We start from the raw sequence: 24,956 nt of genomic DNA, 5'->3' as shown, positions 1-24,956 counted from the left end.
GAAAGAATCACACTCTTCCCTTTCTCAGCAAGCTATCCTGCTTTTTTAACCATGAAGCAATGCTCATGGCAAACACAAAGCAAATGAGCAGTGCATCTCCTTACCAATAAAAAAGCCCGATGCGTTCAACATCGGGCTTTTAACTGGAAAACCAATCTTAATCTTTGCGTGTTTCCACCAAAATCATTTCGACTGCTACGTCTTCCACTTCTACTTTAGGCACATCCGAACGGCGTGTTTTGGCAACCGGTTCAGGTTGTGGCTGCGCGGCAAAAGCGGCAACGGCTTGCGGATCGGTTTCAACGAAAATCAAATCGCCCAAACCTTCCGGCAAAACAGCGGCAACAGGTGCTGTTTCAGCTACGGCCTCAGTTTGCGTTACCACAGTTTCAGTTGCTGTTTCAACCGGTTCTGCGACTTCTGCAACGGCTGTTTCATTCGGAGACAATACTGCAGCAATGGCTTCTTTGACGTTGCTGACTGCAGAAGCAAGCAGGGCTTGTTCGGCATCAGCGCCTTCAGTTTGCGCTACGGCAGGCTCGTCTTCGCTTTCAATCGCAAATACGAATGGCTCTGCGCTGGTCACTTCAGGCTCGGATACCACAATCACCAGCGGCTCGGCTTGGTCGCTTTCAGAAGACAATGTTGCATTTGCAACTTCAACCGTTTTGTTCAAACCTAAAACATGCGCTACGGCAAAGAGAACTTTGTCGGCGGTATCGGTAATGTTCAGGTATTGCTCGATTTTTGCCGAAGACGGAATATTGCGTTTTTTGCTGTTGGAACGGCGGTCGTTGCGGTTGTTGCGCTGACGGTTGTTGCGTTCGCGTCCTTGACGGCCGTTGTTTTTCACACCCTCTTCGCTGCGGGCGTTGTCGTCCGCTTCAACTTGCGCCTGTTTGCCATCGGCTTGAACATTCACGTCCTCAACACGGTTTTCCGCAGATTGATGACGATTGCGCTCGTTACGGCCGTTGTTGCGGCGGCGTTTATTGCCGTTTTGTTCCGCTTGGGTTTCAGACGGCATCTCAGCCAGTGCAGCCACTTCTTGAACGTTTACGTCTTCAACCACTTCCTCAACACGGTTGCGCTCGTTGTTGCGATCATCACGGCGGTTGTTACGGTTGCGGTTGCGGCGACTGTCTTTACGCTCGTCGTTGCGGCTTTCGTTTGATTTGTTTTCTTCAACCTTGCTGTCGGCAGCTTCGGCATTCACTTCGCGCACTTCGACTTTGCTGCCGTCGTGTTTGTTGTTGCGGCGTGGATTTTGACGGCGGCTGTTTGAACGGCGGTTGCTGTTTTGGCTGCGGTTGGTTGTAGTGCGTTTTTCGGCAGGCTCTGGAGCAACTGCGGCAGGTGCAGGCTCGCCGCCGAAAATGCGTTTCAACCAAGCTTTGAAGCTGTCCCACCAAGAGGCTTTTTTCTCAGGGGCAACAGTCGGTGCAGGCTGTGTATGGCGTACTCCTTTGACAGCCGGCTCAGGACGGGAAGCTTTGGCTTTTTCGCTGCCGAAAGGTTTGGCGGATTCGTCTTCTTCCGGCTCGGCGACGCGTTTGTAGCTCGGTTCGCCGTCTTCTTCTACGTCATCAATGCGGATGCGGTTGATTTCGTAGTGCGGATTTTCCAAGTGAATGTTTGGAATCAGGACGACATTCACATCCAAACGCTCTTCCATCGCAAACAGCTCGGCACGTTTTTCGTTCAACAGGAAGGTGGCGACATCGACAGGCACTTGTGCGCGTACTTCGCCGGTGTTGTCTTTCATTGCTTCTTCTTGAATGATGCGCAAAACATGCAGGGCGGTGGATTCGATGCCGCGGATGACGCCGGTACCGGCACAGCGCGGACACGCGACATGGCTGCTTTCGCCCAGAGCCGGTTTCAAACGTTGGCGGCTCAATTCCAAAAGGCCGAAACGCGAAAGTTTGCCCATTTGCACGCGGGCGCGGTCTTTTTTGAGCGCGTCGCGCAGGACGTTTTCAACATCGCGTTGGTGTTTCGGATTTTCCATGTCGATGAAGTCGATGACGACCAAACCGCCCAAGTCGCGCAGGCGCATTTGACGGGCGACCTCTTCGGCGGCTTCCATATTGGTTTTGAACGCGGTGTCTTCGATGTCCGAGCCGCGTGTGGCACGTGCAGAGTTGACGTCGATGGAAACCAGGGCTTCGGTGTGGTCGATCACAATCGCGCCGCCGGAAGGCAGGCTGACGCTGCGTGAGAACGCGCTTTCGATTTGGTGTTCGATTTGGAAACGGGAGAACAGCGGCGTGTGGTCTTGATAGAGTTTCAGACGGCCTACATTGCTCGGCATGACGTAGCTCATGAACTCGGCAACTTGGTCATAAACTTCTTGATTATCCACCAAAATCTCGCCGATATCGGGACGGAAATAGTCTCGAATCGCACGAATCAGCAGCGAGCTTTCCATGAAGAGCAGGTAAGGGTCATGATGTGCTTTGCCTGCTTCTTCAATGGCTTGCCAGAGTTGTTTGAGGTAGTTCAAGTCCCATTCCAACTCTTCCGCACTACGGCCGATGCCGGCAGTACGGGCAATGATGCTCATGCCGTTTGGAATGTCGAGTTCGGCCATGGCGGCTTTCAATTCTTGACGTTCTTCGCCTTCGATACGACGGGATACGCCGCCGCCGCGCGGATTGTTCGGCATCAATACCAAATAGCGGCCGGCCAGGCTGATGAAAGTGGTCAGTGCCGCGCCTTTGTTGCCGCGCTCGTCTTTTTCGACTTGGACGATAACTTCCATGCCCTCTTTGAGCACGTCCTGAATACGCGCCCTGCCGCCTTCGTAGTCGCGGAAATATGAACGCGATACTTCCTTAAACGGCAAAAAGCCGTGGCGGTCGGTTCCGTAATCGACGAAACACGCTTCCAGCGACGGCTCGATGCGGGTAATGATACCTTTGTAGATATTGCCTTTACGCTGTTCTTTGCCCAGCGTTTCGATGTCCAAGTCCAAAAGGTTTTGGCCATCGACAATGGCAACGCGCAGCTCTTCGGCCTGCGTTGCGTTGAATAACATTCTTTTCATAGTCACCTCGTGAACAGCGGCCATTTGATTTGTGAATATCTTTTTCAGACGGCCTGTCTGTCCGGTTGGCACTCTTCAAAGGCAAGATGGGAAAATCCCCGTGTAACCAGTATTTGATTTGAAATCCGCAAGGTTGCATGCTTGAACTCAAGCCATGTGCGGACGGATTCGGATAAAGAAGGAAATAAAGAACAATGCGGCGGAAAGGTTGATGGTTCCGCTGCCGTCCGAATGCTGATGCTTCGGACAAAATTAAGGCAGCCTACATCTTCTTATTATCGTAGCGCCGGTAATTTCGGACGGTGCTGCGCGGACTGCGTCTTACGCCCGGCCGGACGGCAGGTTCAATTCAAACTTAATTACGGGATTGCGTTTGCCGGCTTTGAACAAACACAAGGAAATGCTTTGCGGAGTGCGTTTTTAATATAAAATCTCGTTTTAACAATAAATCCGTTTCAGACGGCCTGCAACGGCAGGTTCGGGTCCGGAAACGGACGTTTGGGATTATAGAGAAAATGCACGCAATACGCAAAGATTCAGTCAGCCTGATTGCCGTTGCCGAACACGAGGAAGGCCAACGCCTTGATAACTATCTGATAAAAATCCTCAAAGGCGTCCCGAAAAGCCATATCCACCGCATTATCCGCGCCGGCGAAGTGCGGCTGAACAAAAAACGCTGCAACCCCGACAACCGCATTCAGGCAGGCGATACCGTCCGCATTCCGCCGATACGCATCGCCGAAAAACAAAGGCCGTCTGAAAGCCAGGCCGCGCCTGCGCGCGAGTTTAACATCGTTTACGAAGACGATGCGCTTTTGGTCATCAACAAACCGTCCGGCGTCGCCGTCCACGGCGGCAGCGGCGTGAGCTTCGGCGTCATCGAACAAATCCGCCGCGCCCGTCCCGAAGCGCGTTATCTCGAACTCGTCCACCGCCTCGACAAAGACACCAGCGGCCTTTTGATGATAGCCAAAAAACGCAGCGCCTTGGTGAAACTACACGAAGCCATCCGCAACGACCATCCGAAAAAAATCTATCTCGCGCTGGGTGTCGGCAGGCTGCCGAACGACCGCTTCCACATCAAACTCCCCCTGTTCAAATACACCGGCGCACAAGGCGAAAAAATGGTGCGCGTCAGCGAAGACGGCCAATCCGCCCATACCATCTTCCGCGTGTTAAACCGTTTTTCAGACGGCCTTTTGCACCAAGTCGGCCTGTCCGACCTAACCTTTGTCGAAGCCACCCTGAAAACCGGCCGCACCCACCAAATCCGCGTCCACCTGCAATCACAAGACTGCCCCATTGCCGGCGACGAACGCTACGGCGACTATCAAGCCAACAAACGCCTGCAGAAACTCGGTTTGAAAAGAATGTTCCTGCACGCTTCCGAGCTGCACCTCGCCCATCCGCTGACCGGCGAAAAACTGATTCTGAAAGCCCCCCTGCCGCAAGAATTGGCGCAATTTGTTGTAATGTTGGAAAATCAGGAAAAGGCCGTCTGAAAGGAAACCCATGAAACCCAAACTCATTATTTTCGACTGGGACGGCACGCTTGCCGACACCACCAACCCCATCATCCACACCTTCCAACAAAGCTTTGCCGATTGCGGCCTGCCCGTTCCCGAAGCCGACCAAATCCGCCCGCTCATCGGATACAGCCTCTCCGGCATCATCCGCCGCCTTGCCCACAACGTCAGTGAACACGTTCAGGAAACCCTGATTGAGACCTATGCCGCGCACTACCTCAATCCCAACAACCGCAACATGACCCTGTTCCCCGAAGCCCTGCCCTGCCTGCAACGCTTGAAACAACAAGGCTATTGGCTTGCCGTAGCAACCGGCAAAGGCCGAGGCGGCTTGGACAAAGCCATCGCACAAACCGACACTCAAGACTTTTGGCTGGAAACCGCCTGCGCCAGCGAATATCCGTCCAAACCTGCACCAGATATGGTACTCGCCCTCTGCGACCGACTGGGTGTTGAACCGAAAGAGGCCGTCGTCATCGGCGACACCACCCACGACCTAGAAATGGCCGCCAATGCCAAAATCCGCGCCATCGCCGTCACCACCGGCGCACATACCGCCCAACAGCTTTCCGCCCTGCCCCATGTCGCCATGCTCAACAGCTTGGCCGAATTGCCTGATGTATTGGAAACCTTATAAAAATCTATGTAACATCTATATTAAAGGCCGTCTGAAACCTATTTTCAGACGGCCTTTCATTTGTTTTATCGATCCGAGCGCACCCTGACAAATGTTGCAAATTTCGGCGTTCCCTTTTGCGTAAAACCACGATAACGGTAAGTAATCAGCGCACCGATTTTCGGCGGATGTTCTCGGTCCTTATCCTTAAAACCGCTGCCGATACGAAACTCGCCATATTGGTTTTTGCATCCTACCGCACCCAAACGCCCGACATTGCGCCCTTTGCCCTCATAATGACGCGTTACCGTACATTCATCATCATATTCACTTTTCAGCTTCAACAGCTGCCCATTTCTACCGCCTGCATAACGGGCTTCAGGTTGATGCAGCATCACACCTTCTCCACCCAGCGCTTCGACTTGTTTCAAAAAATCCAAAGCATGCTGTTTGTCGCGCACCTTGATTTGCGGAATAACCGTAAACCGTGCCGACGGGTGTGATTTCAGCCATTTCGAAGCCGTTTCCAGCCGCTGATACAGATTGCCCTGCGCCTGCGGCACATCAAAAACATGTAAACGGATGCCGTCCCAATTTCCCGAGGCAGAACGCACCGTCGCGGAAATTTGCTCAAACCGCCCTCGTCCGCTGTACAACTCGCCATCCATCGGAAACGGTGGAAAACCTGCTGTAAAACCTTTGGGCGGTGTAAACGTATAACCCTGACGACTGACCAGCTGCCTGCCGTCCCAATACGCGCGTACGCCATCCAACTTTTCACTCATGGCCCAACCGGCAATATCTTGATTTTTATATTCCTGCGCCAACAACAAATCTGCACCAAACGCCGCAGAGATGAAAGAAGCCGCAAAAATCGGTATCATGATCCGCATTACATTATTCATAAGACACTTTTCCAGACTTGCTTTTTATTATATATACATAATAGCAAAAGGCCGTCTGGAACGTAAATAACGTTAATAAGCCTTTCCTAGGAACACCCATGGCACTCCAATTTGAAATCAACGCCGTTACCCCCTTCCGTCAAAACTGCACGCTGATTTGGGATGATGAAACCAAAGAAGCCGTTTTGACCGATGTCGGCGGCGACGTACCCTATTTATTGAAACAAGTCCAAAACAAAGGCCTCAAGCTGACCGCCATTTGGCTGACTCACGGCCATCTTGACCACGCAGGCGGCGTGGTTGAACTTTTAAAAACCTGCGACGTACCCGTTCTCGGCCCGCACAAAGACGACGAATTCCTGCTCCAAGCCCTTCCGCAAACAACAGCGCAATACGGTTTCCCCGTTTCCCCGTCATTCACGCCGACACGCTGGTTGGAAGAAGGGGAAACGCTCAAGGTCGGCAACCACAGCTTCCAAGTCCTCCACATTCCCGGCCACACCCCCGGCCAAGTCGTTTTTTACAACGCCGAAAACGGTCTTTTAGTCGCAGGCGATGTTTTATTTTATGAGACCATTGGTCGCACAGATTTTCCGCGTGGCAATCATGATGACCTCATAAATAATATTCGCGCTAAACTATTAACCCTGCCCGAAACCACGCAAGTTATCGCCGGACACGGCCGCATGACCAATATCGGGCATGAGAAAAGGTATAATCCGTTTCTGGTTCGTTAATATGAATGTTGTATAAAACCAACATTCTAGCATACACAGATTATGCGTATAAAGGAAAACTGGCATACAATTTGCAGGGATAACACCCGAAAGATTAAGTACCTAATCTCCGGCAAATGCCAAAAAGAACTAAAGCACAAAGATAACAAGGTATTACGCAATACAACTTGATTTATCAAAAACCGGACATCTCTAAACCCCAAGCCTGACTCGCAGTGAAATTGTTACAAAGTGACAATAAATGTCAGTCAGGCCGTCTGAACGGTTCTGCCGATTCAGGCGGATACAACGGAGATGAGGCGCAATGCCCTGCCGGAATGTGCCGATGTTCTGTTTGTCAAACCGTCGGGTACATCTTTAAGAAGCACAACATTATTTGGGTAAACCGGCAAACTCGCTGCCGGCACTAACAGGCCGTCTGAAAAGTTCGGCTGGTAAAATCAATAAAAGGATTATCACATGAAAAAAATCGCAAAAGTGGGCTTCGTCCTGCTGGCTACCGGCCTGCTGGCCGCCTGTGCTACTAAGAGCAAAATCACTCCTGAAGGCACTACAGACGAGCCACGCTTCCCTAAACCTTACTCCCTGACCTTCAACAACGACCGCGGTACATTCCCGACTTTTGACGAGCTGGATCAAATGCGTCCTGGTCTGACCAAAGACGACATCTACAAAATCCTCGGCCGTCCTCACTACGACGAAGGCATGGTTGGCGTGCGTGAATGGGACTACCTGTTCCACTTCTACACCCCAGGCGTAGGTGTTGACCCTGAAAACACTTCCGGCGTTGAAGGCATCACTACTTGCCAATACAAAGTGATCTTCGACAAAGACAAATTTGCACGCAGCTTCTTCTGGAATCCAGTATTCCCTAAAGATGCCGTATGTCCTCCTCCAGCACCTACACCTAAACAAGAGCCTCAAGTGATCATCCGCGAGATCATTAAAGAAGCTCCTCAACGCATCCGTCAATAAGGACAAATTTGAAACGGATCCTATTAGGTATAGCCTTGGCAGCAGGCCTGAACTCTTTGGCCGCTGCCGATGCTGTCAGCGACTATATCCAACGCAAAAAAGTTGTGGTCAATACAGCTAAGGCGGAGCTTTGCTTTGCCGATGACGGTCAGTGCCATCCGGTACTGATTGGCAAGACCACGCCGAAAGGCAAATTCAATATGACACCAATGATGACCAGCAAACCGGGTTACGGTGGCGAGGTTATCGGCTTCAAAGAAGAAAATGACTTTCTGTTTGCATTACACAGGGTATGGACGCTCAAACCACAAGAAAGACGCATGGAACGCATCGCCTCCCCTCATGTGGCCGACCGCATCATAACCAATGGTTGTATCAACGTACAAAATAATGTGTACGAAAAACTGCGTCAGTATTTCATTCTGGAAATCATCTGATGTAAGTCAGTCAAACAAAGGCCGTCTGAAACTTTTCAGACGGCCTTTGTTCTCAAACGAAAATTCAACGGCAATTTGCTTGCTCCGTCAGTACCAAACGAAGAATATTTGACCGCTTCATCCTCAATTCATCCTCAAGCCATATCACTTTTTACCATATCCAAAGAACCAACGGTTATTTATGCCGTTTCTCGCCCAATGCTAGAATCGCGCGTTTATATATCGGCTCGCCGAGAAATCAAATAAATAATATAGTGGCAGGAATAGCTTTTATTCCCTGCCCCCTTACACACAAACATCATGACCGATTCTTCTGCAAAATTACCCAATTTGTGGCTGCTGATTGCCGCTGCCGCCTCCATCCTGCTGATTACCATCGGCATGAGGATGACTTTAGGGCTTTTTGTCCTGCCCGTCGTCAACTCGACCGAATTGAGCATGACCCAGTTCAGCCTGATTATTGCCATTTTCCAATTGATGTGGGGCATATCGCAACCCTTGTCCGGCGCGTTAGCCGACCGCTTCGGCGCGTTTAAGGTTTTAGCCGGCGGTACGGTTCTGTTGATTGCCGCCTGTCTGATGGTGCCGCAAATGCCGACTTATTGGGGGCTGATGCTGGGTATCGGTTTATTGTTGGCATTTGGTACGGGTTCGGGCGGATTTTCCATCATTATGGGACAGGTCGCCGCCAAAACGCCGCCTCATCGGCGCGGCTTGGCTTCCGGCTTGGTCAATGCAGGCGGGTCCGCAGGGCAATTTTTGTTCGCACCGCTGGTCCAAGGTTTGATTGCCCTGCCTCACATCGGCTGGACGGGGACATTTTATGTTTGGGCAGTCATTGCCATCTTGATTTTGCCGATTTCTTGGTGGCTGACCGGCGGCAAACATGCTTCTCACACCGTCCATACCGACGACGACGGCCAAACCTTGAAGCAGGCCGTCTGTAAGGCTTTCGCCAACCGCAGCTATATCTTGCTGCATTTGGGTTTCTTTACCTGCGGTTTTCACATCGCCTTTTTGGTTACCCACCTACCGACCGAAATTTCACTTTGCGGCCTCCCCGCTACGGTCGCTTCGACCTCCATTGCCATTATTGGTTTGGCAAACATCGCCGGCTGTATTTTTTCAGGCTGGTGTACCGGCAGATTTTTGGGCAAATACGTCCTCTTCGGTTTATATGCTTCGCGTGTCGCCATGATATTAATTTATCTGGCCTCCCCTAAAACCGATTTGAACTTCTATCTTTTCGCCGCCGGACTCGGTTTCACTTGGCTGGCAACCGTCGCCCCCACCGCCGCCATTACCGGCAAACTTTTCGGCACGCGCTACTTGGCCACCCTCTTCGGGTTAACCATGTTGAGCCATCAAATCGGCGGCTTTTTGGGTTCGTACATCGGCGGCATCGTCATCACGCGCTTCAACGATTACGGCTGGATGTGGTACGCCGACGCAGTCTTGGCAGGAGCGGCCGCCCTGTTGAATTTACTGATTCATGAACGGAAAGCGGCTGCAACCTGACGCGGGAACCTTGACATTTCAAGGCCGTCTGAACGTGTTATCGATACCTTCAAACGGCCTGTTGTTTAAAAACGAATAACATGATAATCTTTTAATAGCGGATGCAATAATTCGTCCGATATTTCTACAAAACAAAAAGGACTCTATCTTATGAACCGTCGTCAATTTATCGGCAGCGCTGCTGCTGTTTCCCTCACCGCCGCCGCTTCTTTTGCCCGTGCTCACGACCATGCAGGCCATGCACACCACGCTGGTCATGCTGGTCACGCGCATTCTGCACCGCGCGCCTACGAAGCTGCGCGCAAAGCGGCCGCACATTGCGTTGAAGCCGGTCAAATCTGCTTGGCGCACTGCATCGCCCTGTTGAGCTCCGGCGATACTTCCATGAAAGACTGCGCAACCGGCGTTAACCAAATGTTGGCACTGTGCGGCACATTGCAAAACCTCGCTGCCCAAAATTCACGCCTGACTCCGTCTTTGGCAAAAGTGTGCATCGAAGCCTGCAAACAATGTGCTGCCGCCTGCAAAGAACACGCCGGCCACCACGCTGAATGCAAAGCCTGCTACGAATCTTGCTTGGCTTGCATTAAAGAATGCGAAAAAATTGCCGCTTAAGCACTATTGAAAAAGGCCGTCTGAATTTCAGACGGCCTTTTATTTTGCTATTTTGTTTACGCTATTCGGCTGCAAGCTCTTGCTCATCCAGCAGTTTTTTCCGAACAATCGCAGGATTGCCCGCGGCCACGCAATAAGGCGGCACATCTTTGGTAACCACCGAACCTGCGCCGATTACCGCGCCCTTGCCGATGGTAACGCCGCCCATGATAATCGCACGCCGACCAATCCAAACATCATCTTCAATCACAATCGGGCTGATGTCTGTATAGCCTTCAAAGCGGCGGGTTTCAGGGTTGAATTTGTGGTTGGTCGAATAAAACAGGCATTCCGGCCCCATCATCACGTTCTTGCCGAGGGTCAAACCGCGGCAGATTTCGCAATTTACGCCGATGCCCGAATTATCGCCGACTACCGTATCCGGAAAGACGTATCCGCCTTTTTCAATATTGACGTTTTTACCGATGTTTGGAGAAATGCACGCAGCCAAAGCAGCACGGAATTTTTGCGCAATCCGGCCGAATGGTTTGCAATAAGACGGAGGCAACATTCCTCCCCAAACACGCAAAATGCACGTCAATATCCTTTTCCACATTAATTCCGTCTCCTGTTCGTACAAGCGTAAATATTATTCAGACTATTATTCTTCTTAAAGTTTCACATCTAGAGGAGGTTTTACATCCTCTTTTCAGTGAGATTACAATCTGACCGCATAATATTTGGTTCGAGAGTCTATTCTAAACTGTTCTTGTCTGTTGCGAAACTGCCCTGCTACAAAATATCCTCTTGACGAAACAGCCAAAAATAGCGAAAATTCCACGCTTAACTGAAGTACAGGCAAAACCCCTGTGCCCGCTTAATCGAAAGGAAATCAAATGAAACAAGGTATTCACCCGAACTACCACGAAATCAACGTTACCTGCTCTTGCGGCAACAAATTCGTGACCAAATCCGCAATGGAAAAAGACAGCTTCAACGTTGAGGTTTGCTCTCTGTGCCACCCTTTCTACACCGGTACTCAAAAAATCGTCGACACTACCGGTCGTGTGGACAAATTCAACAACAAATTCGGCAACCTGTTCAAACGCTAATTGCCGCTTTGTCAAAAAGACTGCTTCGTGCAGTCTTTTTTGCATTCAGGCTGTCTGAAATATTTCTTTCAGACGGCCTGAGCTTTGGGTCGTCATACCGAATGCCATATCATTCCAAACACCCGACAAAAACGAGCCGTAAGCATTATTTTACAAAGCTCTCCGGTCCGGCATATCGCGCAAACCCGTCAAACCCTGTACCATTGCTATTCAAACCAACCGTTTTTTGACCTTCCATGCTGACTTACACACCGCCCGATCCGCGCCGCCCTCAAAAAACCCATGAAAAACCATGGCTTCTGCTACTGATGGCCTTTGCCTGGCTGTGGCCGGGCGTGTTTTCGCATGACTTGTGGAATCCTGCCGAACCCTCCCTCTTTACCGCCTCCGAGTCCATGAAAAACGGCGGCAGCCTGTTGGTTGCACAAATCTTTAGCCAACCCGACTTCACCCTCTCCCCTGCTTTTTTGTGGGCAGCAACCGCATTCCAAACCCTGTTTTCGCCTTGGGCGGCCGATGCCTATGATGCCGCACGTTTTGCCGGCGTGGTATTTACCGCCATCGGACTGACCGCCTGCGGTTTTGCCGGCTTCAACTTTCTCGGCAGACACCATGGTCGCAGCGTTGTCTTAATCCTTATCGGCAGCATTGGTTTACTGCCCATCGCCCACTTCCTCAATCCCATGTCGGCCGCTTTTGCCGCATTTGGATTGATTCTGTGCGGCTTTTCACTGGCACGCCGCCGCGTCATTATTGCTATTTTGCTGTTGTGCAGCGGCTGGGTTTTACTCTCCCTTTCCTCAGGCTACCTGCTGACCGCGGCCATGATGTTTTTGGCACTTGCCCTGTCGTTCCATTCTACTTGGCAAAGCAAACGCTATTTGCTGACCCTGATTGGCGCCATCGTCGTGTCCCTGCCCCTGCTGATTCTGTATCCGCTGGTTTTATCCAAAACCAATCCCGAATGGTTTGATATTTGGTTCAATCATTATTCCTTAGGCGTATTCGGCGGCTTCCATCAGATTCAGATGGCCTTCAATCTGCCCTATTATCTGAAAAACCTGCTGTGGTTTACCCTGCCTGCTTGGCCGCTGGCGGCATGGACGCTCAGCCGCACGCGTATCCACGATAAAAACTGGGGCATTCTGAGCCTGTCGTGGCTGGTTATCATGACAGCCCTGCTCGCCATCAACCCGCAACGCCTGCAAGACAACCTCGTTTGGCTGTTGCCGCCGCTCGCACTACTCGGCGCAGCACAACTGGACGGACTACGCCGCGGCGCAGCGGCATTTATCAACTGGTTCGGCATCATGGCATTCGGTTTGATTGCCGTCTTCCTGTGGCTGGGCTTCTTCGCCATGAACTACGGCTGGCCTGCCAAGCTGGCCGAACGCGCCGCCTATTTCAGCCCATATTACATCCCCGACATCGATCCAATTCCGATGACCGTCGCCCTGCTGTTTACCCCGTTGTGGTTTTGGGCGATTACGCGTAAAAACATCCGCGGTCGCCAAGCCGTAACCAACTGGGCAGCCGGTGTTACCTTGGCCTGGGCCTTGCTGATGACCCTGTTTTTACCGTGGCTCAACGCCGCCAAAAGCCATGCGCCGGTGGTTCACCAAATGGAAGACACGCTTTCTCCCGAATTAAAACAGAAACTTTCAGACGGCCTCGAATGTATCAGCATCGACGGCCAAGACCAGCGCACACGCATCGCGTGGACACAATACAGCCATATTAAAACCACGACCGACAACCCGTCCTGCCGCTACCGCCTCATCCGTCAAGCCGCCAACATCGGCGCACCTTCGGGCTGGCAAACCTTGTGGCAAGGTGCAAGACCGCGCAACAAAGCCGAGACTTTCCTATTACTGGAAAAAACTGCGGCGCAGTAAATCACACCAACCTCAAAACTGAATACCCCAGTCCAACAAAGGCCGTCTGAAAGAACTTTTATCCTTTCAGACGGCCTTTGACTCACTTTAACACCGCTTCCCGTACAATGGCCCTTTTCCCTTATCTGCCTAAAAATATGAAACCCAACCGCCTTTTGTCCCTCGTCCTCTTATTGACCGCCCTCTCCGCCCATGCCAAAGATTTCATCATCTACGACCGCATGGACTACGTCGGTAAACCCGACCTGACTGCCGACAAGCTCTCCAAAGTGTTCTTGGTTTACGAAAGCGAGTTGGTCAAACCCGATCCGACGGGCAAACGCAAACATGGCGTACTCAACGAAGCGCGCATCCGTGAATTGGCCAAACAATCGCGCCGAGAAGGCTACCGCACCATTTCCACCGACATCGAAAGCTGGTTTGCCGAAAAAGACGGCCAGCTGCTGACACCCGACGAATTGAGAACCGACTTCGCGCGGATGTACCAAATCTTCAGAGAAGAAAACCCGCGCGCCGTCATCAGCAACTACGGCATGCCCTCCGAACACCTGCACGGCATCCGCCACTACCGCCCCAACGTTGACAACGAAACCATCTTGGCCAAATGGCGGCAAGTCAGCAAACGCCGTGCGCCCACTGCCACCATCAGCGACTATGCCAATCCTGTGTTCTACATCACTTCCCCCGATTTGGTGCAATGGGAAAAAGACGTGAAAACCGCCGTTGACGACATCCATCAACGCTTTCCCAACAAAAAAATCATCGGCTACATCTGGCCGCAATATTATTCGGCCACCAACAGCCCTTATTTCAAACAGTTCATTGATCCCGTCCGCTGGCGCCAAATGCTCGAAATCAGCAAAAAATACACCGACGGCGTAATTATCTGGTCAGACAAGCGCGATGAAAACAACCAAATCGTGCGTTGGAACGATCCGCGCATCCAAGCCACGATGAAAGCGACTCAAGCCTTCATCAATGCCAATGCCAAAGAAATCAAGGTAGAAGGTTTGCAGAAATATTAAAAACAAGGCGGGCATATTTGCCCGCCTCTTTATATACCTACACAGCTGTCTGTATGTTTGACACAACACGCGACAAAACGACCGTGCTACCAACGCTTCTGCATTCTTTCACACGTTTTTACCCGTTATTCCTAAGCGCAGGCCGTTTGAAAATTGCCCGAATATCCAATACCCTTTACAATACCCGTAATTAAAATACATTTTTCGACACCCCTCTCCTGCATGAGTTCCACACCCTTCATCGAAATGAAAGACGTTGCCTTCGCATATGGCGACCGTCCTATTCTGAACAACATCAACTTCAGCATTCCACAAGGCAATTTCGCCGCCGTAATGGGTGGTTCGGGCAGCGGTAAAACCACGCTGATGCGCCTGATTACGGGTCAAATTCACCCGCAATCGGGCAAAGTGCTGATTGAAGGGCGCGATTTGGCCGCATTTTCGGCGCAGGAACTGTACGAACACCGCCGCCGCATGGGCGTTTTGTTCCAACACGGCGCATTGTTCACCGACTTATCTGTCTTCGACAACATCGCCTTCCCCATGCGCGAGCTGACGGATTTGCCCGAAGCGGTCATCCGCGATTTAGTATTGCTGAAACTGAATGCAGTCGGTTTGCGCGGTGTTGAAAACCTGATGCCTTCCGAGCTTTCCGGCGGTATGTCACGCCGCGTCGCCCTCGCGCGTACGATTGCGCTCGACCCTGAAATCATGTTGTATGACGAACCTTTCACCGGCCTCGACCCGATTTCGCTGGGCGTTATCGCCCACCTTATCAGCCGTGCCAACAAAGCCCTGCGCTCAACCAGCGTCATGGTGACACATGATATTGAAAGATCACTGGAAATTGTCGATCAAGTCATTTTCTTGGCACACGGCGAAATCATGTTCTCCGGCTCGCCCGAAGAAATGCGCGAACTCGACTCGCCTTGGGTACGCCAGTTTGTCGGCGGCTTGGCAGACGGCCCCGTCGCCTACCGCTATCCGGCGCAAACGACTTTAAAACAAGACTTGCTGGGCTGATGTTCAGACGGCCTGAATTTTAAACAAGGCCGTCTGAAAACCATTTAACCAATCAACTGAAACCTATGAATTTTATCCGTTCCGTCGGGGCAAAAACCCTCGGCTTTATCCAATCGCTGGGCAGCATTACGCTGTTTTTCCTGCATATCCTGGCCAAATCAGGTACGGCGTTTACCCGTCCGCGCCTGAGCATCCGCCAGGTTTACTTTGCAGGCGTGTTGTCTGTCCTGATTGTTGCCGTGTCCGGCCTGTTTGTCGGCATGGTCTTGGGCTTGCAAGGCTATACGCAGCTGGCAAAATTCAAATCCGCCGATATTTTGGGCTATATGGTTGCCGCTTCCCTGTTGCGCGAATTGGGTCCCGTATTGGCGGCTATTCTGTTTGCCAGCAGCGCGGGCGGTGCCATGACCAGCGAAATCGGCTTGATGAAAACCACCGAGCAGCTTGAAGCAATGAACGTGATGGCGGTCGACCCTGTGGCACGCGTGGTTGCGCCGCGCTTTTGGGCGGGCGTGTTTTCCATGCCTTTGTTGGCGTCGATTTTCAACGTTGCCGGTATTTACGGCGCGTATTTGGTCGGCGTCGAATGGCTGGGTTTGGACGGCGGTATTTTCTGGTCGCAAATGCAAAACAACATTACCTTCCATTACGACGTACTCAACGGCTTAATCAAATCCGCCGCTTTCGGCGTAGCCGTTACGTTAATCGCCGTACATCAGGGCTTCCACTGCGTACCAACCTCCGAAGGTATTTTGCGCGCCAGTACACGCACAGTAGTGTCTTCCGCCCTGACCATCCTCGCTGTCGACTTCATGTTGACTGCATGGATGTTTACCGACTAAAAGGCCGTCTGAAACGACACTTAAAAAGAATGAAACAAGGACAATAGCACATGAAAAAAAATGCTTTGGAATTTTGGGTAGGACTGTTTGTCTTACTGGGCGCGGCCGCTATCGGCTTTCTCGCCTTCCGTGCCGCCGGCGGACAATCGTTCGGCAAATCCTCTCAAACCTACACCGTCTATGCCGATTTCAGCGACATCGGTGGCTTGAAAACCAACGCTCCGGTCAAATCCGCAGGCGTACTGGTGGGCCGTGTTGCCTCCATTCAGCTCGACCCTAAATCCTATCAGGCAAAAGTCGCCCTCAATCTGGACAGCCAATATCAGTTCAGCAGCGACGTTTCCGCACAAATCCTGACTTCAGGCTTGTTGGGCGAACAATACATCGGCCTGCAACAAGGCGGCGATACTGATTCTTTAGCGGCAGGCGACACCATTACCGTCACCAGCTCCGCCATGGTTTTGGAAAACCTTATCGGCAAATTCATGACCAGCTTTGCCGAGAAAAACGCAGACAGTGAATCTGCCGGTCAAAACAAACAATAAACACATATCAACCCAATATTCAGGACACTCCCATGAAAAAACATCCTTCATCAGCGCATTGAGCATCGGCGTATTGAGCATCAGCATGGCATTTGCCTCTCCTGCCGACGCAGTCAACCAAGTCCGTGAAAACTCCGTTCAAGTGCTGAAAATCCTCAACAGCGGCGACGCCAACACCGCACGCCAAAAAGCCGAAGCCTACGCCATCCCTTACTTCGACTTCCAACGCATGACCGCTTTGGCCGTCGGCAACCCATGGCGTACTGCAACTGACGCACAAAAACAAGCGTTGACTAAAGAGTTCCAAACCCTGCTGATCCGCACCTACTCCGGCACCATGCTGAAATTCAAAAACGCCCAGGTCAACATCAAAGACAACCCTGTCGTAAACAAAGGCGGTAAAGAAATCGTTGTCCGCGCCGAAATCAACGTTTCCGGCCAAAAACCGGTTAATATGGACTTTACCACCTACCAAAGCGGCAGCAGATACCGCGCATACAATGTCGCAGTCGAAGGCGCAAGCTTGGTTACCGTATATCGCAACCAATTCGGCGAAACCATCAAAGCCAAAGGCATTGACGGCCTGATTGCCGACTTGAAAGCCAAAAACGGCGGTAAATAATCCACCCCGCACCATGCCGCCTGATGTTCAGACGGCATGGTGCCTTACATCATAAAGACACCATGCAAACAGAAATCCGCAACGGCACGCTCTACATCAGCGGCGACGTTACCGTCAAAACCCTGACTGCCTCCGCCTTTGCGCGCTACGAACAGCAATGCTGTCTGAAAGAAACAGACAGCATAGACTTCAGCCAAGTAGGCAAAGCAGATTCAGCCTGCGTTTCCCTGCTGCTCAACGCTCTGCGCCGGATAGACAAAAAACCGACCATTCAAAACATTCCTGATTCCGTCCGCGCACTGGCCGAACTTTACGAAATCAAAGACTGGTTGCAATCATGAAAAAAACCACCGCTTCACTCTGCCTCCTCATCAGCATAGCCTCCGCTCCCGCACTTGCCGAACGCAATCCGGCCGATCCTTACGAAGGCTACAACCGTACCGTTTCCAAGTTCAACGACAAAGCAGACAAATACGTCCTTTCCCCTGTCGCACGCGGCTATCGCAAAGTAACGCCCAAACCGGTGCGTACCGGCGTGATCAACTTCTTCAACAACCTGCGCGACGTCGTCAGCTTCGGCAGCAACGTTCTGCGCCTTGACGTCAAACGCGCCAGCGAAGACCTCGTCCGCGTCGGCATCAACACCACCTTCGGCCTTGGCGGTTTAATCGACGTAGCCGGTGCAGGCGGCGTACCCAGCAATAAAAACACCCTCGGCGACACCTTCGCCTCATGGGGCTGGAAAAACAGCAACTACTTCGTTGTCCCCCTGTTCGGCCCATCTACCGTACGCGATACCATTGGCAACGCCGTTACCACCGTCTACCCAGTTAAAAACGCCGTCTTCCACACCAGAGCAGGACGCTGGGGCACAATCGGCCTGCAGGCCATCAACACCCGTGAAGAACTGCTCGACCTGACCGACAGCCTCGAAGGCGCAGCCATCGACAAATACAGCTACACACGCGACCTTTACATGAAAGTCCGCACCCAACAAACCGGCGGCACGCTCCCTCAAAGCGAAGACGACAACATCGACATTGATGACTTAGTGGACAGCAACGCCACTTCCGAGCCGGTAGCAGCACCCCAAACCGCTCCGGCAGAAATCCCCGATACAGCCAATCCCCAAACCCTGTATCAAACACCATCAGAAAATCCCTGATTGTTTCCATAAATTAAAGGCCGTCTGAAATTCAGACGGCCTTTATCCCCCAAAAGATAGCCAGTCCACCACCTTTGCTATATCATTCAACTATACAGAAACCAAGGAAAACACCATGTACGAAGTCAACCGCAGCGTCTTCCTGCTTATCCCCCTCGATCCTTTTTGGAACTGGCTGAAATCCCTGCCCGGCAATCACTTGGATGGCCTGACGCTTGAAGATATCCAAGCCGATGCCAATTCCTACCTCGTTCGCCCGTGTGAAACCGCAGACGAAGTATGGGACGAAATCGAAGCGCGCTTTGAAGATATTTTTGCTGCCGAATTGGCCGACTGGTGCGAAGACGAAAGCGAATGGCCGGATTTGGACGCCGACATTTTCAACGAATGGTTCGACATCCAACTCTCCACCGTGATTACCGACCTCGAACACGAACCCATCGCACGCGAAGAGTTCCAACCCATCAATCTCAACTGATGAAACTGACCGTCCGCAACTACCACCTCGACGGCTACGGCCACGTCAACAATGCGCGCTATCTCGAATTTCTCGAAGAAGCGCGCTGGACGTTTTTTCAAGAGCATAACCTTCTGTCCGAACTCAAAGGCATCATGCTCGTTGTTGCACGCGTTGACATCCGCTATCGCCGTCCGTCGCTCGAAGGCGACGTTTTGACCTTTACAGGCCGTCTGAAAGACATCGGCACACGCCACATCATCCTTAGCCAAACCGCGACTCTACCCAACGGCAAAGCCGCCATCGAAGCCGAAGTGACCCTTATGCCCGTCAGCAGCGAAAGCGGCCGCAGCATCAGCATTCCCCCAACCTTAGCACACGCCATTCAAAATCTAGAATCATGAAAAAAATACTCACACTCCTTGTCATTGCCACGATCGGCGCACTTCTTGCCTTCGTCCTTATCCCCAGCAACAAAGCCGCCCCTGATTTCGCCCTGCCCGACCTGCAAGGCAAAACCATTACCAACGCCGATTTAAAAGACAAAGTTACTCTTATCAACTTCTGGTTTCCTTCCTGCCCCGGCTGCGTGAGCGAAATGCCTAAAATCATCAAAACCGCCCAAGATTATCAAGGCAAAAACTTCCAAGTCCTCGGCATAGCCCAGCCCATTGACCCCATCGAAAGTGTCCATCAGTACGTCAAAGAATACGGCCTTCCCTTCACCGTCATGTACGATGCCGACAAAACTGCCGCAAAAGCCTTTGGTACACAGGTTTACCCTACTTCCGTCCTGATCGACAAAAACGGCAACATCCTTAAAACCTACGTTGGCGAACCCAATTTCTCCCAACTCTATCAAGAAATCGACCAAGCCCTCGCCCAATAAATCCAAGGCCGTCTGAAACCATATTTCAGACGGCCTAAAACCGAAATATCCTTTATAATAAGCAACATTTTATCCGTTCAGATACCAAGCTCCTCTATTAACAAAGGCCGTCTGAAACAACCGAATACCCATAAGAGAACATCATGAAATTCATCGACGAAGCAAAAATCGAAGTCGCCGCAGGCAAAGGCGGTAATGGCGCAACCAGTTTCCGCCGCGAAAAATTCGTGCCCCGCGGCGGCCCTGACGGCGGCGACGGTGGCAAAGGCGGCAGCGTTTGGGCAGAAGCCGACGAAAACACCAACACCCTCGTCGAATACCGCTTCGTCAAACGCTACCAAGCCAAAAACGGCGAAAAAGGCCACGGCTCCGACCGCTACGGCGCAGGTGCGGACGACATCGTCCTCAAAATGCCCGTCGGCACCCTCATCCGCGACCTCGATACCGACGAAATCGTTGCCGACCTCACTTATCACGGCCAGCGCGTCTGCCTCGCCAAAGGCGGCAAAGGCGGCTTGGGCAACATCCACTTTAAATCGTCCGTCAACCGCGCGCCCAAACAATCCACGCCCGGCGAAGAAGGAGAGACCCGCTCCCTGCAACTCGAGCTTAAAGTACTCGCCGATGTCGGCTTATTAGGCATGCCCAACGCCGGCAAATCCACCCTGATTACCGCCGTATCCGCCGCACGCCCCAAAATCGCTAACTACCCCTTCACCACCCTGCATCCAAACTTGGGCGTCGTGCGCATCGACGAAAACCACAGCTTCGTCATGGCCGACATCCCCGGCCTGATTGAAGGCGCGGCAGAAGGCGCAGGCCTCGGCCACCGCTTCCTCAAGCACCTATCACGCACCGGCCTGCTGTTGCACGTCGTCGATTTGGCCCCCTTCGACGAAGCCGTCAACCCAGCAGAAGAAGCCCTCGCCATCATCAACGAATTGCGCAAATACGACGAAGAACTCTACGACAAACCGCGCTGGCTGGTGCTGAACAAACTAGACATGCTCGACGACGAAGAAGCCCAAGCACGCACCGCCGCCTTCCTCGAAGCCATCGGCTGGGATTACCCCAAACCAGACGACCGCTTCCAATTCGATATGGAAACCCCGCGCCTCTTCCAAATCAGCGCCCTGACCCACCAAGGCACGCAGGAATTGGTACACCAAATCAACCAATACCTGACTGAGAAAAAACGCATCGCCGCCGAGGCCGAAGCCGCCGAAAAAGCCGCCGCCGCGCAGCCGCAGACGGATACTTCGGTGTTGAAGGCAGAGTGAATAACGGCAAAGGCCGTCTGAAAGGTTTTTAGACGGCCTTATGCCCGACAGCCACGCAAGGACAAACATGATTACGCCCGAACAAATCCAAGCCCTCAAGCGCAAACAAGACACCCTGCAAAGCCTCTACCGCGCATGGATGGCCGAAAAGCGCAAATACACATCGGTGTATGTCGGCGACGAGCACGGCAATATTGTGGAATTACAGCCGGACGGCACGGAAAAGATAGTCGGCCATACGCAGCGTTAAACCCAGAGCTGTTTTATTATTAGGTTAGTAAAAGAGTAAGATTTGATAAGGAAAAATAAATGGATAAACGATGGTGGGAATTTTATGCCTTGCGGTATGCGCTGGGCACAGTAATGGGTGTCTTTATACTTTTATATCTTTTTATTCATACTGATATTGCTACTAGATTTGGATTAGAAAAATTAGCTTTTCTTATTCCTAAAGATCCAAAAGATTTATCTTTTACTCATTTAGTTATTTTGGGTGTTTGTGGTTTGGCATATTGTTATTTATCTAGTGCGCCTATGTTGGTATTTCATGCATTAAGAGTAAATGTGTTTAAATCATCAAGTCATCAGTCTTCATTTTGGATTGGGTTGGTGTTGGTGTTGGTTACCAGTGTCATCTCACTCGCAATGACTGCATTTTTAGTATATATAGGTTCTACTTCTTTAGATAACCTGAAATGGCGGCAAATAATTTATTTTTTTATTTTATCTACCTTTTCTTTTTCATTTACGACTACTTTATCCATTTGGGGTATAATTAATTCTAATTTTTTAATAGTTAATTTTTACAAAAAACTTGCAGAAAAACGACAGAAAAAACTAGATTATGTGGAGTCATATAGACATTTGCGAGAGCATGCGAATGCATTTGCTCTTGTATTATGTGAAATAATTTTTTGTTTGTTGTTCGTAACTGGTTTGAAGATTAGTGGAAGTGTTAATTTTGTTCCTCTACTTGTAATTCTTTGGCTATTGGGCCCAGCTTTGATATGGCTTGTGGCCAATGCGTTGGAAAGTGAACTTACTAAATAATTCTAATTTTTGAGAATCTCCATGCTAAACCTCTACAACACCCTTACCCGCCAAAAAGAACCCTTCACCCCCATCGATCCAAAAAACGTGCGTATGTACGTTTGCGGCATGACTGTTTACGACTATTGCCACTTGGGTCACGCCCGTGTGATGGTTGTATTCGACATGATTGCCCGCTGGCTGCGCGAGTGCGGTTATCCGCTTACTTATGTACGCAACATTACCGACATCGACGACAAAATCATTGCCCGTGCGGCTGAAAACGGCGAAACCATCGGCGAGCTGACTGCGCGTTTCATTCAGGCTATGCACGAAGATGCCGATGCTTTGGGCGTGTTGCGTCCGGATATTGAGCCAAAGGCGACGGAAAACATTCCGCAAATGATTGCCATGATTGAAACCCTGATTCAAAACGGCAAGGCATATCCTGCCGCAAACGGCGATGTTTACTACGCCGTGCGCGAGTTTTCCGCTTACGGCCAATTGTCGGGCAAATCGTTGGACGACCTGCGCGCAGGCGAGCGTGTGGAAGTGGACGGTTTCAAACGCGATCCGCTTGATTTTGTGTTGTGGAAAGCGGCGAAAGCAGGTGAACCGGCATGGGAAAGCCCTTGGGGCAACGGCCGTCCGGGTTGGCATATTGAATGCTCTGCCATGAGTGAAAACCTGTTCGGCGATACTTTCGATATTCACGGCGGCGGCGCGGATTTGCAGTTCCCGCACCACGAAAATGAAATCGCCCAAAGCGTCGGTGCCAGCGGTCATACCTGCGGCCACGACCACGCGCAAACCCACCACGGTCAAAGCATCGCCAGCCACGTCAAATACTGGCTGCACAACGGCTTCATCCGTGTGGACGGCGAAAAAATGTCCAAATCGTTGGGCAACTTTTTCACCATCCGCGAAGTGTTGAAACAATACGACCCAGAAGTCGTACGTTTCTTCATCCTGCGCGCCCACTACCGTAGCCCGTTGAATTACTCGGATGCGCATCTGGACGACGCAAAAGGTGCACTGACCCGTCTGTACACTACGTTGAAAAACACACCAGCGGCTGAGTTTGACTTATCTGAAAACGCCAACGACTACACCCGCCGTTTCTACGCCGCCATGAACGACGATTTCGGTACGGTCGAAGCGGTTGCCGTGTTGTTTGAACTGGCAGGCGAAGTGAACAAAACCAATGATGCGCACCTCGCCGGCTGCCTGAAAGCTTTGGGCGGCATCATCGGCCTGTTGCAACGTGATCCGATTGAGTTTCTGCAAGGCGGTGCTGTTTCAGACGGCCTGTCCAACGAGGAAATCGACGATTTGATCGCCCAACGCAAACAGGCACGCGCGGATAAAAACTGGGCGGAATCCGACCGCATCCGCGACCTTCTGAACGAACACAAAATCATTCTGGAAGACAATGCTGGTGGTACGACTTGGCGCCGCGGTTGATTTCATGGCATAGATAAAAGGCCGTCTGAAACTGTTTTCAGACGGCCTTTTTAATTTTGGTATTTCAAAAGGGGCGCAAACATCGCGCCCCTTGTTTAAAACATTACTTCATTTATGCGCCAAATACTTTCAGACGGCCTTCGATTGGTTGGAAGGCTTTTTCGCCGGCTGGAGCCGCGATACCGCCAATCACCATTTGCGCACGCAACAACCAGCTTTCCGGCAAGTTCCATTCTTTGGCAATGGCCGCATCAGGCAGCGGATTGTAGTGTTGCAGATTGGCGCCGATACCGGCAGCTGCCAATGTTGTCCAAACAGCATATTGAACCATGGCATTTGCCTGATCCGCCCAGATCGGAAAGTTGGCCGCATAAGATGGGAACTGCTCTTGCAAACCTCTGACAACATCTTGATCTTCAAAGAACAAAACTGTCGCCGCGCCTGCTTTAAACAAGTTCAGTTTTTGTGCAGTGGCTTCAAACTGCTCGGCAGGAACAATTGCACGCAACGCTTCTTCGACAAAATGCCACACTTTGGCATGTTCTTCGCCAAACAATACGACCACTCGGGCAGATTGCGAATTGAAAGCAGACGGCGTATGCAAAACGGCGTGTTCGATGATTTTGGTTACTTCCTCATTGGACAGAGGCAGGGTGTTGTTCAATGCATAGATAGAACGACGGGTTTCAGCAGCTTGTTGCAAAACAGAATAAGTCATGATCTTTTCCTTAAATTAATCTTTATCTTTACCAAAAACGTTATCCAACGCCCACGCTCCGCCACCGGCTACTGCCAGATACAAAAACACGAAGCAGAACAAAACGGCAGATTCGCCATGGTTGGCCAATGGGAACAAAACATTACTAGAAGATGCGTGGGCCATAAAGTAGGCGACAGCCATCTGACCGGACAAAACAAACGCGGTCGGACGGGTAAGCAGGCCCAATATCAATAAGATACCGCCGACAATTTCCAAAATACCGGCCATCAGCATCAAGCCTTCAGGCGCGCCGCCCATGGACATTGGAAAACTGAAAAACTTGGCCGTACCATGCAGCAAAAACAAATACGCCGTCACAATGCGCAAGACGGACAATACAACAGGTTGGAATGATTTGAGGGCTGACATCTTAATAATCCTTATTTTAATGGCTACCTGAAAGAGGTAGGGAGCAATTTCAATAAGTGCAGTATAGATAATTCCCAGTAAGAGATATATACTCGAATTATTGATACAACGTTTCCTAATAA

At 51.3% G+C, this 24,956-nt stretch carries 28 protein-coding genes; 23 read left to right on the top strand and 5 right to left on the bottom strand.

Features of this window, described 5'->3' with window-relative positions; all coding sequences use genetic code 11:
• Positions 1–157: 157 nt before the first annotated feature.
• A complete protein-coding gene (locus KCG55_RS05075) occupies positions 158–3,049 on the bottom strand; it encodes an Rne/Rng family ribonuclease (RefSeq protein ID WP_254323568.1) in 2,892 nt (963 codons plus the stop codon).
• A gap of 515 nt (positions 3,050–3,564) precedes the next feature.
• Here KCG55_RS05075 and KCG55_RS05070 point away from each other — a divergent pair.
• Together KCG55_RS05070 and KCG55_RS05065 are read left to right on the top strand one after the other, a co-directional pair.
• Positions 3,565–4,551, top strand: coding sequence for an RluA family pseudouridine synthase (locus KCG55_RS05070; RefSeq protein WP_254323567.1), 987 nt, complete (start codon positions 3,565–3,567; stop codon positions 4,549–4,551).
• A gap of 10 nt (positions 4,552–4,561) precedes the next feature.
• Positions 4,562–5,212, top strand: coding sequence for an HAD-IA family hydrolase (locus KCG55_RS05065; RefSeq protein WP_254323566.1), 651 nt, complete (start codon positions 4,562–4,564; stop codon positions 5,210–5,212).
• A 65-nt stretch (positions 5,213–5,277) separates the two neighbouring features.
• Here KCG55_RS05065 and KCG55_RS05060 read toward each other — a convergent pair whose 3' ends face one another.
• Entirely contained in the window at positions 5,278–6,084 is an 807-nt protein-coding gene (locus KCG55_RS05060; protein WP_254323565.1) for a DNA ligase, read from the bottom strand.
• A 110-nt stretch (positions 6,085–6,194) separates the two neighbouring features.
• Between KCG55_RS05060 and KCG55_RS05055 the strand changes: the two genes are divergently transcribed.
• From KCG55_RS05055 to KCG55_RS05035, 5 genes are all read left to right on the top strand, one after another.
• Positions 6,195–6,833: an MBL fold metallo-hydrolase gene (locus KCG55_RS05055; protein ID WP_254323564.1), complete on the top strand. Its 639-nt coding sequence runs from the start codon at positions 6,195–6,197 to the stop codon at positions 6,831–6,833.
• A 459-nt stretch (positions 6,834–7,292) separates the two neighbouring features.
• Positions 7,293–7,808 carry an outer membrane protein assembly factor BamE gene (locus KCG55_RS05050; protein ID WP_188208878.1) on the top strand — a complete coding sequence of 172 codons (516 nt, stop codon included), beginning with the start codon at positions 7,293–7,295 and terminating at the stop codon, positions 7,806–7,808.
• 8 nt (positions 7,809–7,816) lie between these two features.
• On the top strand, positions 7,817–8,245 hold the full coding sequence (locus KCG55_RS05045) for a hypothetical protein (protein WP_049332858.1): 429 nt from the start codon (positions 7,817–7,819) through the stop codon (positions 8,243–8,245).
• 300 nt (positions 8,246–8,545) lie between these two features.
• Positions 8,546–9,763, top strand: a complete 1,218-nt coding sequence (locus KCG55_RS05040; protein WP_254323563.1) for an MFS transporter — start codon at positions 8,546–8,548, stop codon at positions 9,761–9,763.
• Positions 9,764–9,913: 150 nt separating this feature from the next.
• Positions 9,914–10,378 carry a four-helix bundle copper-binding protein gene (locus KCG55_RS05035; protein WP_254323562.1) on the top strand — a complete coding sequence of 155 codons (465 nt, stop codon included), beginning with the start codon at positions 9,914–9,916 and terminating at the stop codon, positions 10,376–10,378.
• A 61-nt stretch (positions 10,379–10,439) separates the two neighbouring features.
• Here KCG55_RS05035 and KCG55_RS05030 read toward each other — a convergent pair whose 3' ends face one another.
• The gene (locus KCG55_RS05030) at positions 10,440–10,973 is read right to left on the bottom strand and encodes an acyltransferase (RefSeq protein WP_070591913.1); all 534 of its coding nucleotides are present in this window, start codon (positions 10,971–10,973) and stop codon (positions 10,440–10,442) included.
• 280 nt (positions 10,974–11,253) lie between these two features.
• On the opposite strand from KCG55_RS05030, the gene rpmE reads away from it, so the two are divergent.
• From rpmE to cysS, 16 genes are all read left to right on the top strand, one after another.
• Positions 11,254–11,469 carry a 50S ribosomal protein L31 gene (gene rpmE, locus KCG55_RS05025; RefSeq protein WP_003681847.1) on the top strand — a complete coding sequence of 72 codons (216 nt, stop codon included), beginning with the start codon at positions 11,254–11,256 and terminating at the stop codon, positions 11,467–11,469.
• Between the two features lie 236 nt (positions 11,470–11,705).
• Positions 11,706–13,364 carry an ArnT family glycosyltransferase gene (locus KCG55_RS05020; RefSeq protein WP_254323561.1) on the top strand — a complete coding sequence of 553 codons (1,659 nt, stop codon included), beginning with the start codon at positions 11,706–11,708 and terminating at the stop codon, positions 13,362–13,364.
• Positions 13,365–13,501: 137 nt separating this feature from the next.
• On the top strand, positions 13,502–14,389 hold the full coding sequence (locus tag KCG55_RS05015; RefSeq protein WP_254323560.1) for a hypothetical protein: 888 nt from the start codon (positions 13,502–13,504) through the stop codon (positions 14,387–14,389).
• Positions 14,390–14,611: 222 nt separating this feature from the next.
• Positions 14,612–15,412: an ABC transporter ATP-binding protein gene (locus KCG55_RS05010; protein ID WP_254323559.1), complete on the top strand. Its 801-nt coding sequence runs from the start codon at positions 14,612–14,614 to the stop codon at positions 15,410–15,412.
• A 65-nt stretch (positions 15,413–15,477) separates the two neighbouring features.
• Complete coding sequence (gene mlaE, locus KCG55_RS05005) at positions 15,478–16,254, top strand: lipid asymmetry maintenance ABC transporter permease subunit MlaE (protein WP_070823640.1); 777 nt, start codon at positions 15,478–15,480, stop codon at positions 16,252–16,254.
• Between the two features lie 50 nt (positions 16,255–16,304).
• The gene (mlaD, locus tag KCG55_RS05000; protein ID WP_049329454.1) at positions 16,305–16,799 is read left to right on the top strand and encodes an outer membrane lipid asymmetry maintenance protein MlaD; all 495 of its coding nucleotides are present in this window, start codon (positions 16,305–16,307) and stop codon (positions 16,797–16,799) included.
• Positions 16,800–16,884: 85 nt separating this feature from the next.
• Positions 16,885–17,421 carry an MlaC/ttg2D family ABC transporter substrate-binding protein gene (locus KCG55_RS04995; protein WP_254323635.1) on the top strand — a complete coding sequence of 179 codons (537 nt, stop codon included), beginning with the start codon at positions 16,885–16,887 and terminating at the stop codon, positions 17,419–17,421.
• A 62-nt stretch (positions 17,422–17,483) separates the two neighbouring features.
• Positions 17,484–17,762, top strand: a complete 279-nt coding sequence (locus KCG55_RS04990) for an STAS domain-containing protein (RefSeq protein WP_036492161.1) — start codon at positions 17,484–17,486, stop codon at positions 17,760–17,762.
• Complete coding sequence (locus KCG55_RS04985) at positions 17,759–18,586, top strand: MlaA family lipoprotein (RefSeq protein WP_204787896.1); 828 nt, start codon at positions 17,759–17,761, stop codon at positions 18,584–18,586. The genes KCG55_RS04990 and KCG55_RS04985 overlap by 4 nt, the downstream gene beginning before the upstream one ends.
• A gap of 115 nt (positions 18,587–18,701) precedes the next feature.
• Entirely contained in the window at positions 18,702–19,064 is a 363-nt protein-coding gene (locus KCG55_RS04980) for a hypothetical protein (protein ID WP_003681812.1), read from the top strand.
• Positions 19,064–19,447 (top strand): acyl-CoA thioesterase, encoded by a 384-nt coding sequence (locus KCG55_RS04975; protein WP_254323558.1) that lies wholly within the window; start codon positions 19,064–19,066, stop codon positions 19,445–19,447. Before KCG55_RS04980 ends, KCG55_RS04975 begins: the two co-directional genes overlap by 1 nt.
• Positions 19,444–19,932, top strand: coding sequence for a peroxiredoxin family protein (locus KCG55_RS04970; RefSeq protein WP_049332892.1), 489 nt, complete (start codon positions 19,444–19,446; stop codon positions 19,930–19,932). Before KCG55_RS04975 ends, KCG55_RS04970 begins: the two co-directional genes overlap by 4 nt.
• A gap of 143 nt (positions 19,933–20,075) precedes the next feature.
• On the top strand, positions 20,076–21,212 hold the full coding sequence (gene obgE / locus KCG55_RS04965) for a GTPase ObgE (RefSeq protein ID WP_254323557.1): 1,137 nt from the start codon (positions 20,076–20,078) through the stop codon (positions 21,210–21,212).
• Positions 21,213–21,252: 40 nt separating this feature from the next.
• A complete protein-coding gene (locus tag KCG55_RS04960) occupies positions 21,253–21,462 on the top strand; it encodes a hypothetical protein (protein ID WP_084824333.1) in 210 nt (69 codons plus the stop codon).
• Between the two features lie 59 nt (positions 21,463–21,521).
• A complete protein-coding gene (locus KCG55_RS04955; RefSeq protein WP_254323556.1) occupies positions 21,522–22,262 on the top strand; it encodes a hypothetical protein in 741 nt (246 codons plus the stop codon).
• Between the two features lie 21 nt (positions 22,263–22,283).
• A complete protein-coding gene (cysS, locus tag KCG55_RS04950) occupies positions 22,284–23,705 on the top strand; it encodes a cysteine--tRNA ligase (protein WP_254323555.1) in 1,422 nt (473 codons plus the stop codon).
• A 112-nt stretch (positions 23,706–23,817) separates the two neighbouring features.
• On the opposite strand, the gene KCG55_RS04945 is transcribed toward cysS, so the two are convergent.
• Together KCG55_RS04945 and KCG55_RS04940 are read right to left on the bottom strand one after the other, a co-directional pair.
• Positions 23,818–24,423, bottom strand: coding sequence for a nitroreductase family protein (locus KCG55_RS04945; RefSeq protein WP_254323554.1), 606 nt, complete (start codon positions 24,421–24,423; stop codon positions 23,818–23,820).
• Positions 24,424–24,438: 15 nt separating this feature from the next.
• On the bottom strand, positions 24,439–24,834 hold the full coding sequence (locus KCG55_RS04940) for a DoxX family protein (protein WP_254323553.1): 396 nt from the start codon (positions 24,832–24,834) through the stop codon (positions 24,439–24,441).
• Between the last annotated feature and the right edge of the window lie 122 nt (positions 24,835–24,956).

It is taken from the genome of Neisseria subflava (assembly GCF_024205745.1).
In the GTDB taxonomy this organism is placed as follows: domain Bacteria; phylum Pseudomonadota; class Gammaproteobacteria; order Burkholderiales; family Neisseriaceae; genus Neisseria; species Neisseria flavescens_B.
Note: the sequence above shows the minus strand (reverse complement) of the source record. Positions and strands in the feature narration are given on the sequence as shown.

Excerpts from the sequence above, each read along its gene's own strand:
- KCG55_RS04960 (WP_084824333.1), top strand. The coding sequence starts at position 21,253 with ATGCCCGACAGCCACGCAAGGACAAACATGATTACGCCCGAACAAATC.
- KCG55_RS04975 (WP_254323558.1), top strand. The coding sequence starts at position 19,064 with ATGAAACTGACCGTCCGCAACTACCACCTCGACGGCTACGGCCACGTC.
- obgE (WP_254323557.1), top strand. The coding sequence starts at position 20,076 with ATGAAATTCATCGACGAAGCAAAAATCGAAGTCGCCGCAGGCAAAGGC.
- KCG55_RS04980 (WP_003681812.1), top strand. The coding sequence starts at position 18,702 with ATGTACGAAGTCAACCGCAGCGTCTTCCTGCTTATCCCCCTCGATCCT.
- KCG55_RS04970 (WP_049332892.1), top strand. The coding sequence starts at position 19,444 with ATGAAAAAAATACTCACACTCCTTGTCATTGCCACGATCGGCGCACTT.
- KCG55_RS04995 (WP_254323635.1), top strand. The coding sequence starts at position 16,885 with ATGGCATTTGCCTCTCCTGCCGACGCAGTCAACCAAGTCCGTGAAAAC.
- KCG55_RS05065 (WP_254323566.1), top strand. The coding sequence starts at position 4,562 with ATGAAACCCAAACTCATTATTTTCGACTGGGACGGCACGCTTGCCGAC.
- KCG55_RS04990 (WP_036492161.1), top strand. The coding sequence starts at position 17,484 with ATGCAAACAGAAATCCGCAACGGCACGCTCTACATCAGCGGCGACGTT.
- KCG55_RS05055 (WP_254323564.1), top strand. The coding sequence starts at position 6,195 with ATGGCACTCCAATTTGAAATCAACGCCGTTACCCCCTTCCGTCAAAAC.
- mlaE (WP_070823640.1), top strand. The coding sequence starts at position 15,478 with ATGAATTTTATCCGTTCCGTCGGGGCAAAAACCCTCGGCTTTATCCAA.
- KCG55_RS05075 (WP_254323568.1), bottom strand. The coding sequence starts at position 3,049 with ATGAAAAGAATGTTATTCAACGCAACGCAGGCCGAAGAGCTGCGCGTT.
- KCG55_RS05035 (WP_254323562.1), top strand. The coding sequence starts at position 9,914 with ATGAACCGTCGTCAATTTATCGGCAGCGCTGCTGCTGTTTCCCTCACC.
- KCG55_RS04955 (WP_254323556.1), top strand. The coding sequence starts at position 21,522 with ATGGATAAACGATGGTGGGAATTTTATGCCTTGCGGTATGCGCTGGGC.
- KCG55_RS05040 (WP_254323563.1), top strand. The coding sequence starts at position 8,546 with ATGACCGATTCTTCTGCAAAATTACCCAATTTGTGGCTGCTGATTGCC.
- cysS (WP_254323555.1), top strand. The coding sequence starts at position 22,284 with ATGCTAAACCTCTACAACACCCTTACCCGCCAAAAAGAACCCTTCACC.
- KCG55_RS05010 (WP_254323559.1), top strand. The coding sequence starts at position 14,612 with ATGAGTTCCACACCCTTCATCGAAATGAAAGACGTTGCCTTCGCATAT.
- KCG55_RS04945 (WP_254323554.1), bottom strand. The coding sequence starts at position 24,423 with ATGACTTATTCTGTTTTGCAACAAGCTGCTGAAACCCGTCGTTCTATC.
- KCG55_RS04985 (WP_204787896.1), top strand. The coding sequence starts at position 17,759 with ATGAAAAAAACCACCGCTTCACTCTGCCTCCTCATCAGCATAGCCTCC.
- KCG55_RS04940 (WP_254323553.1), bottom strand. The coding sequence starts at position 24,834 with ATGTCAGCCCTCAAATCATTCCAACCTGTTGTATTGTCCGTCTTGCGC.
- KCG55_RS05070 (WP_254323567.1), top strand. The coding sequence starts at position 3,565 with ATGCACGCAATACGCAAAGATTCAGTCAGCCTGATTGCCGTTGCCGAA.
- KCG55_RS05015 (WP_254323560.1), top strand. The coding sequence starts at position 13,502 with ATGAAACCCAACCGCCTTTTGTCCCTCGTCCTCTTATTGACCGCCCTC.
- KCG55_RS05030 (WP_070591913.1), bottom strand. The coding sequence starts at position 10,973 with ATGTGGAAAAGGATATTGACGTGCATTTTGCGTGTTTGGGGAGGAATG.
- KCG55_RS05020 (WP_254323561.1), top strand. The coding sequence starts at position 11,706 with ATGCTGACTTACACACCGCCCGATCCGCGCCGCCCTCAAAAAACCCAT.
- rpmE (WP_003681847.1), top strand. The coding sequence starts at position 11,254 with ATGAAACAAGGTATTCACCCGAACTACCACGAAATCAACGTTACCTGC.
- KCG55_RS05060 (WP_254323565.1), bottom strand. The coding sequence starts at position 6,084 with ATGCGGATCATGATACCGATTTTTGCGGCTTCTTTCATCTCTGCGGCG.
- KCG55_RS05050 (WP_188208878.1), top strand. The coding sequence starts at position 7,293 with ATGAAAAAAATCGCAAAAGTGGGCTTCGTCCTGCTGGCTACCGGCCTG.
- mlaD (WP_049329454.1), top strand. The coding sequence starts at position 16,305 with ATGAAAAAAAATGCTTTGGAATTTTGGGTAGGACTGTTTGTCTTACTG.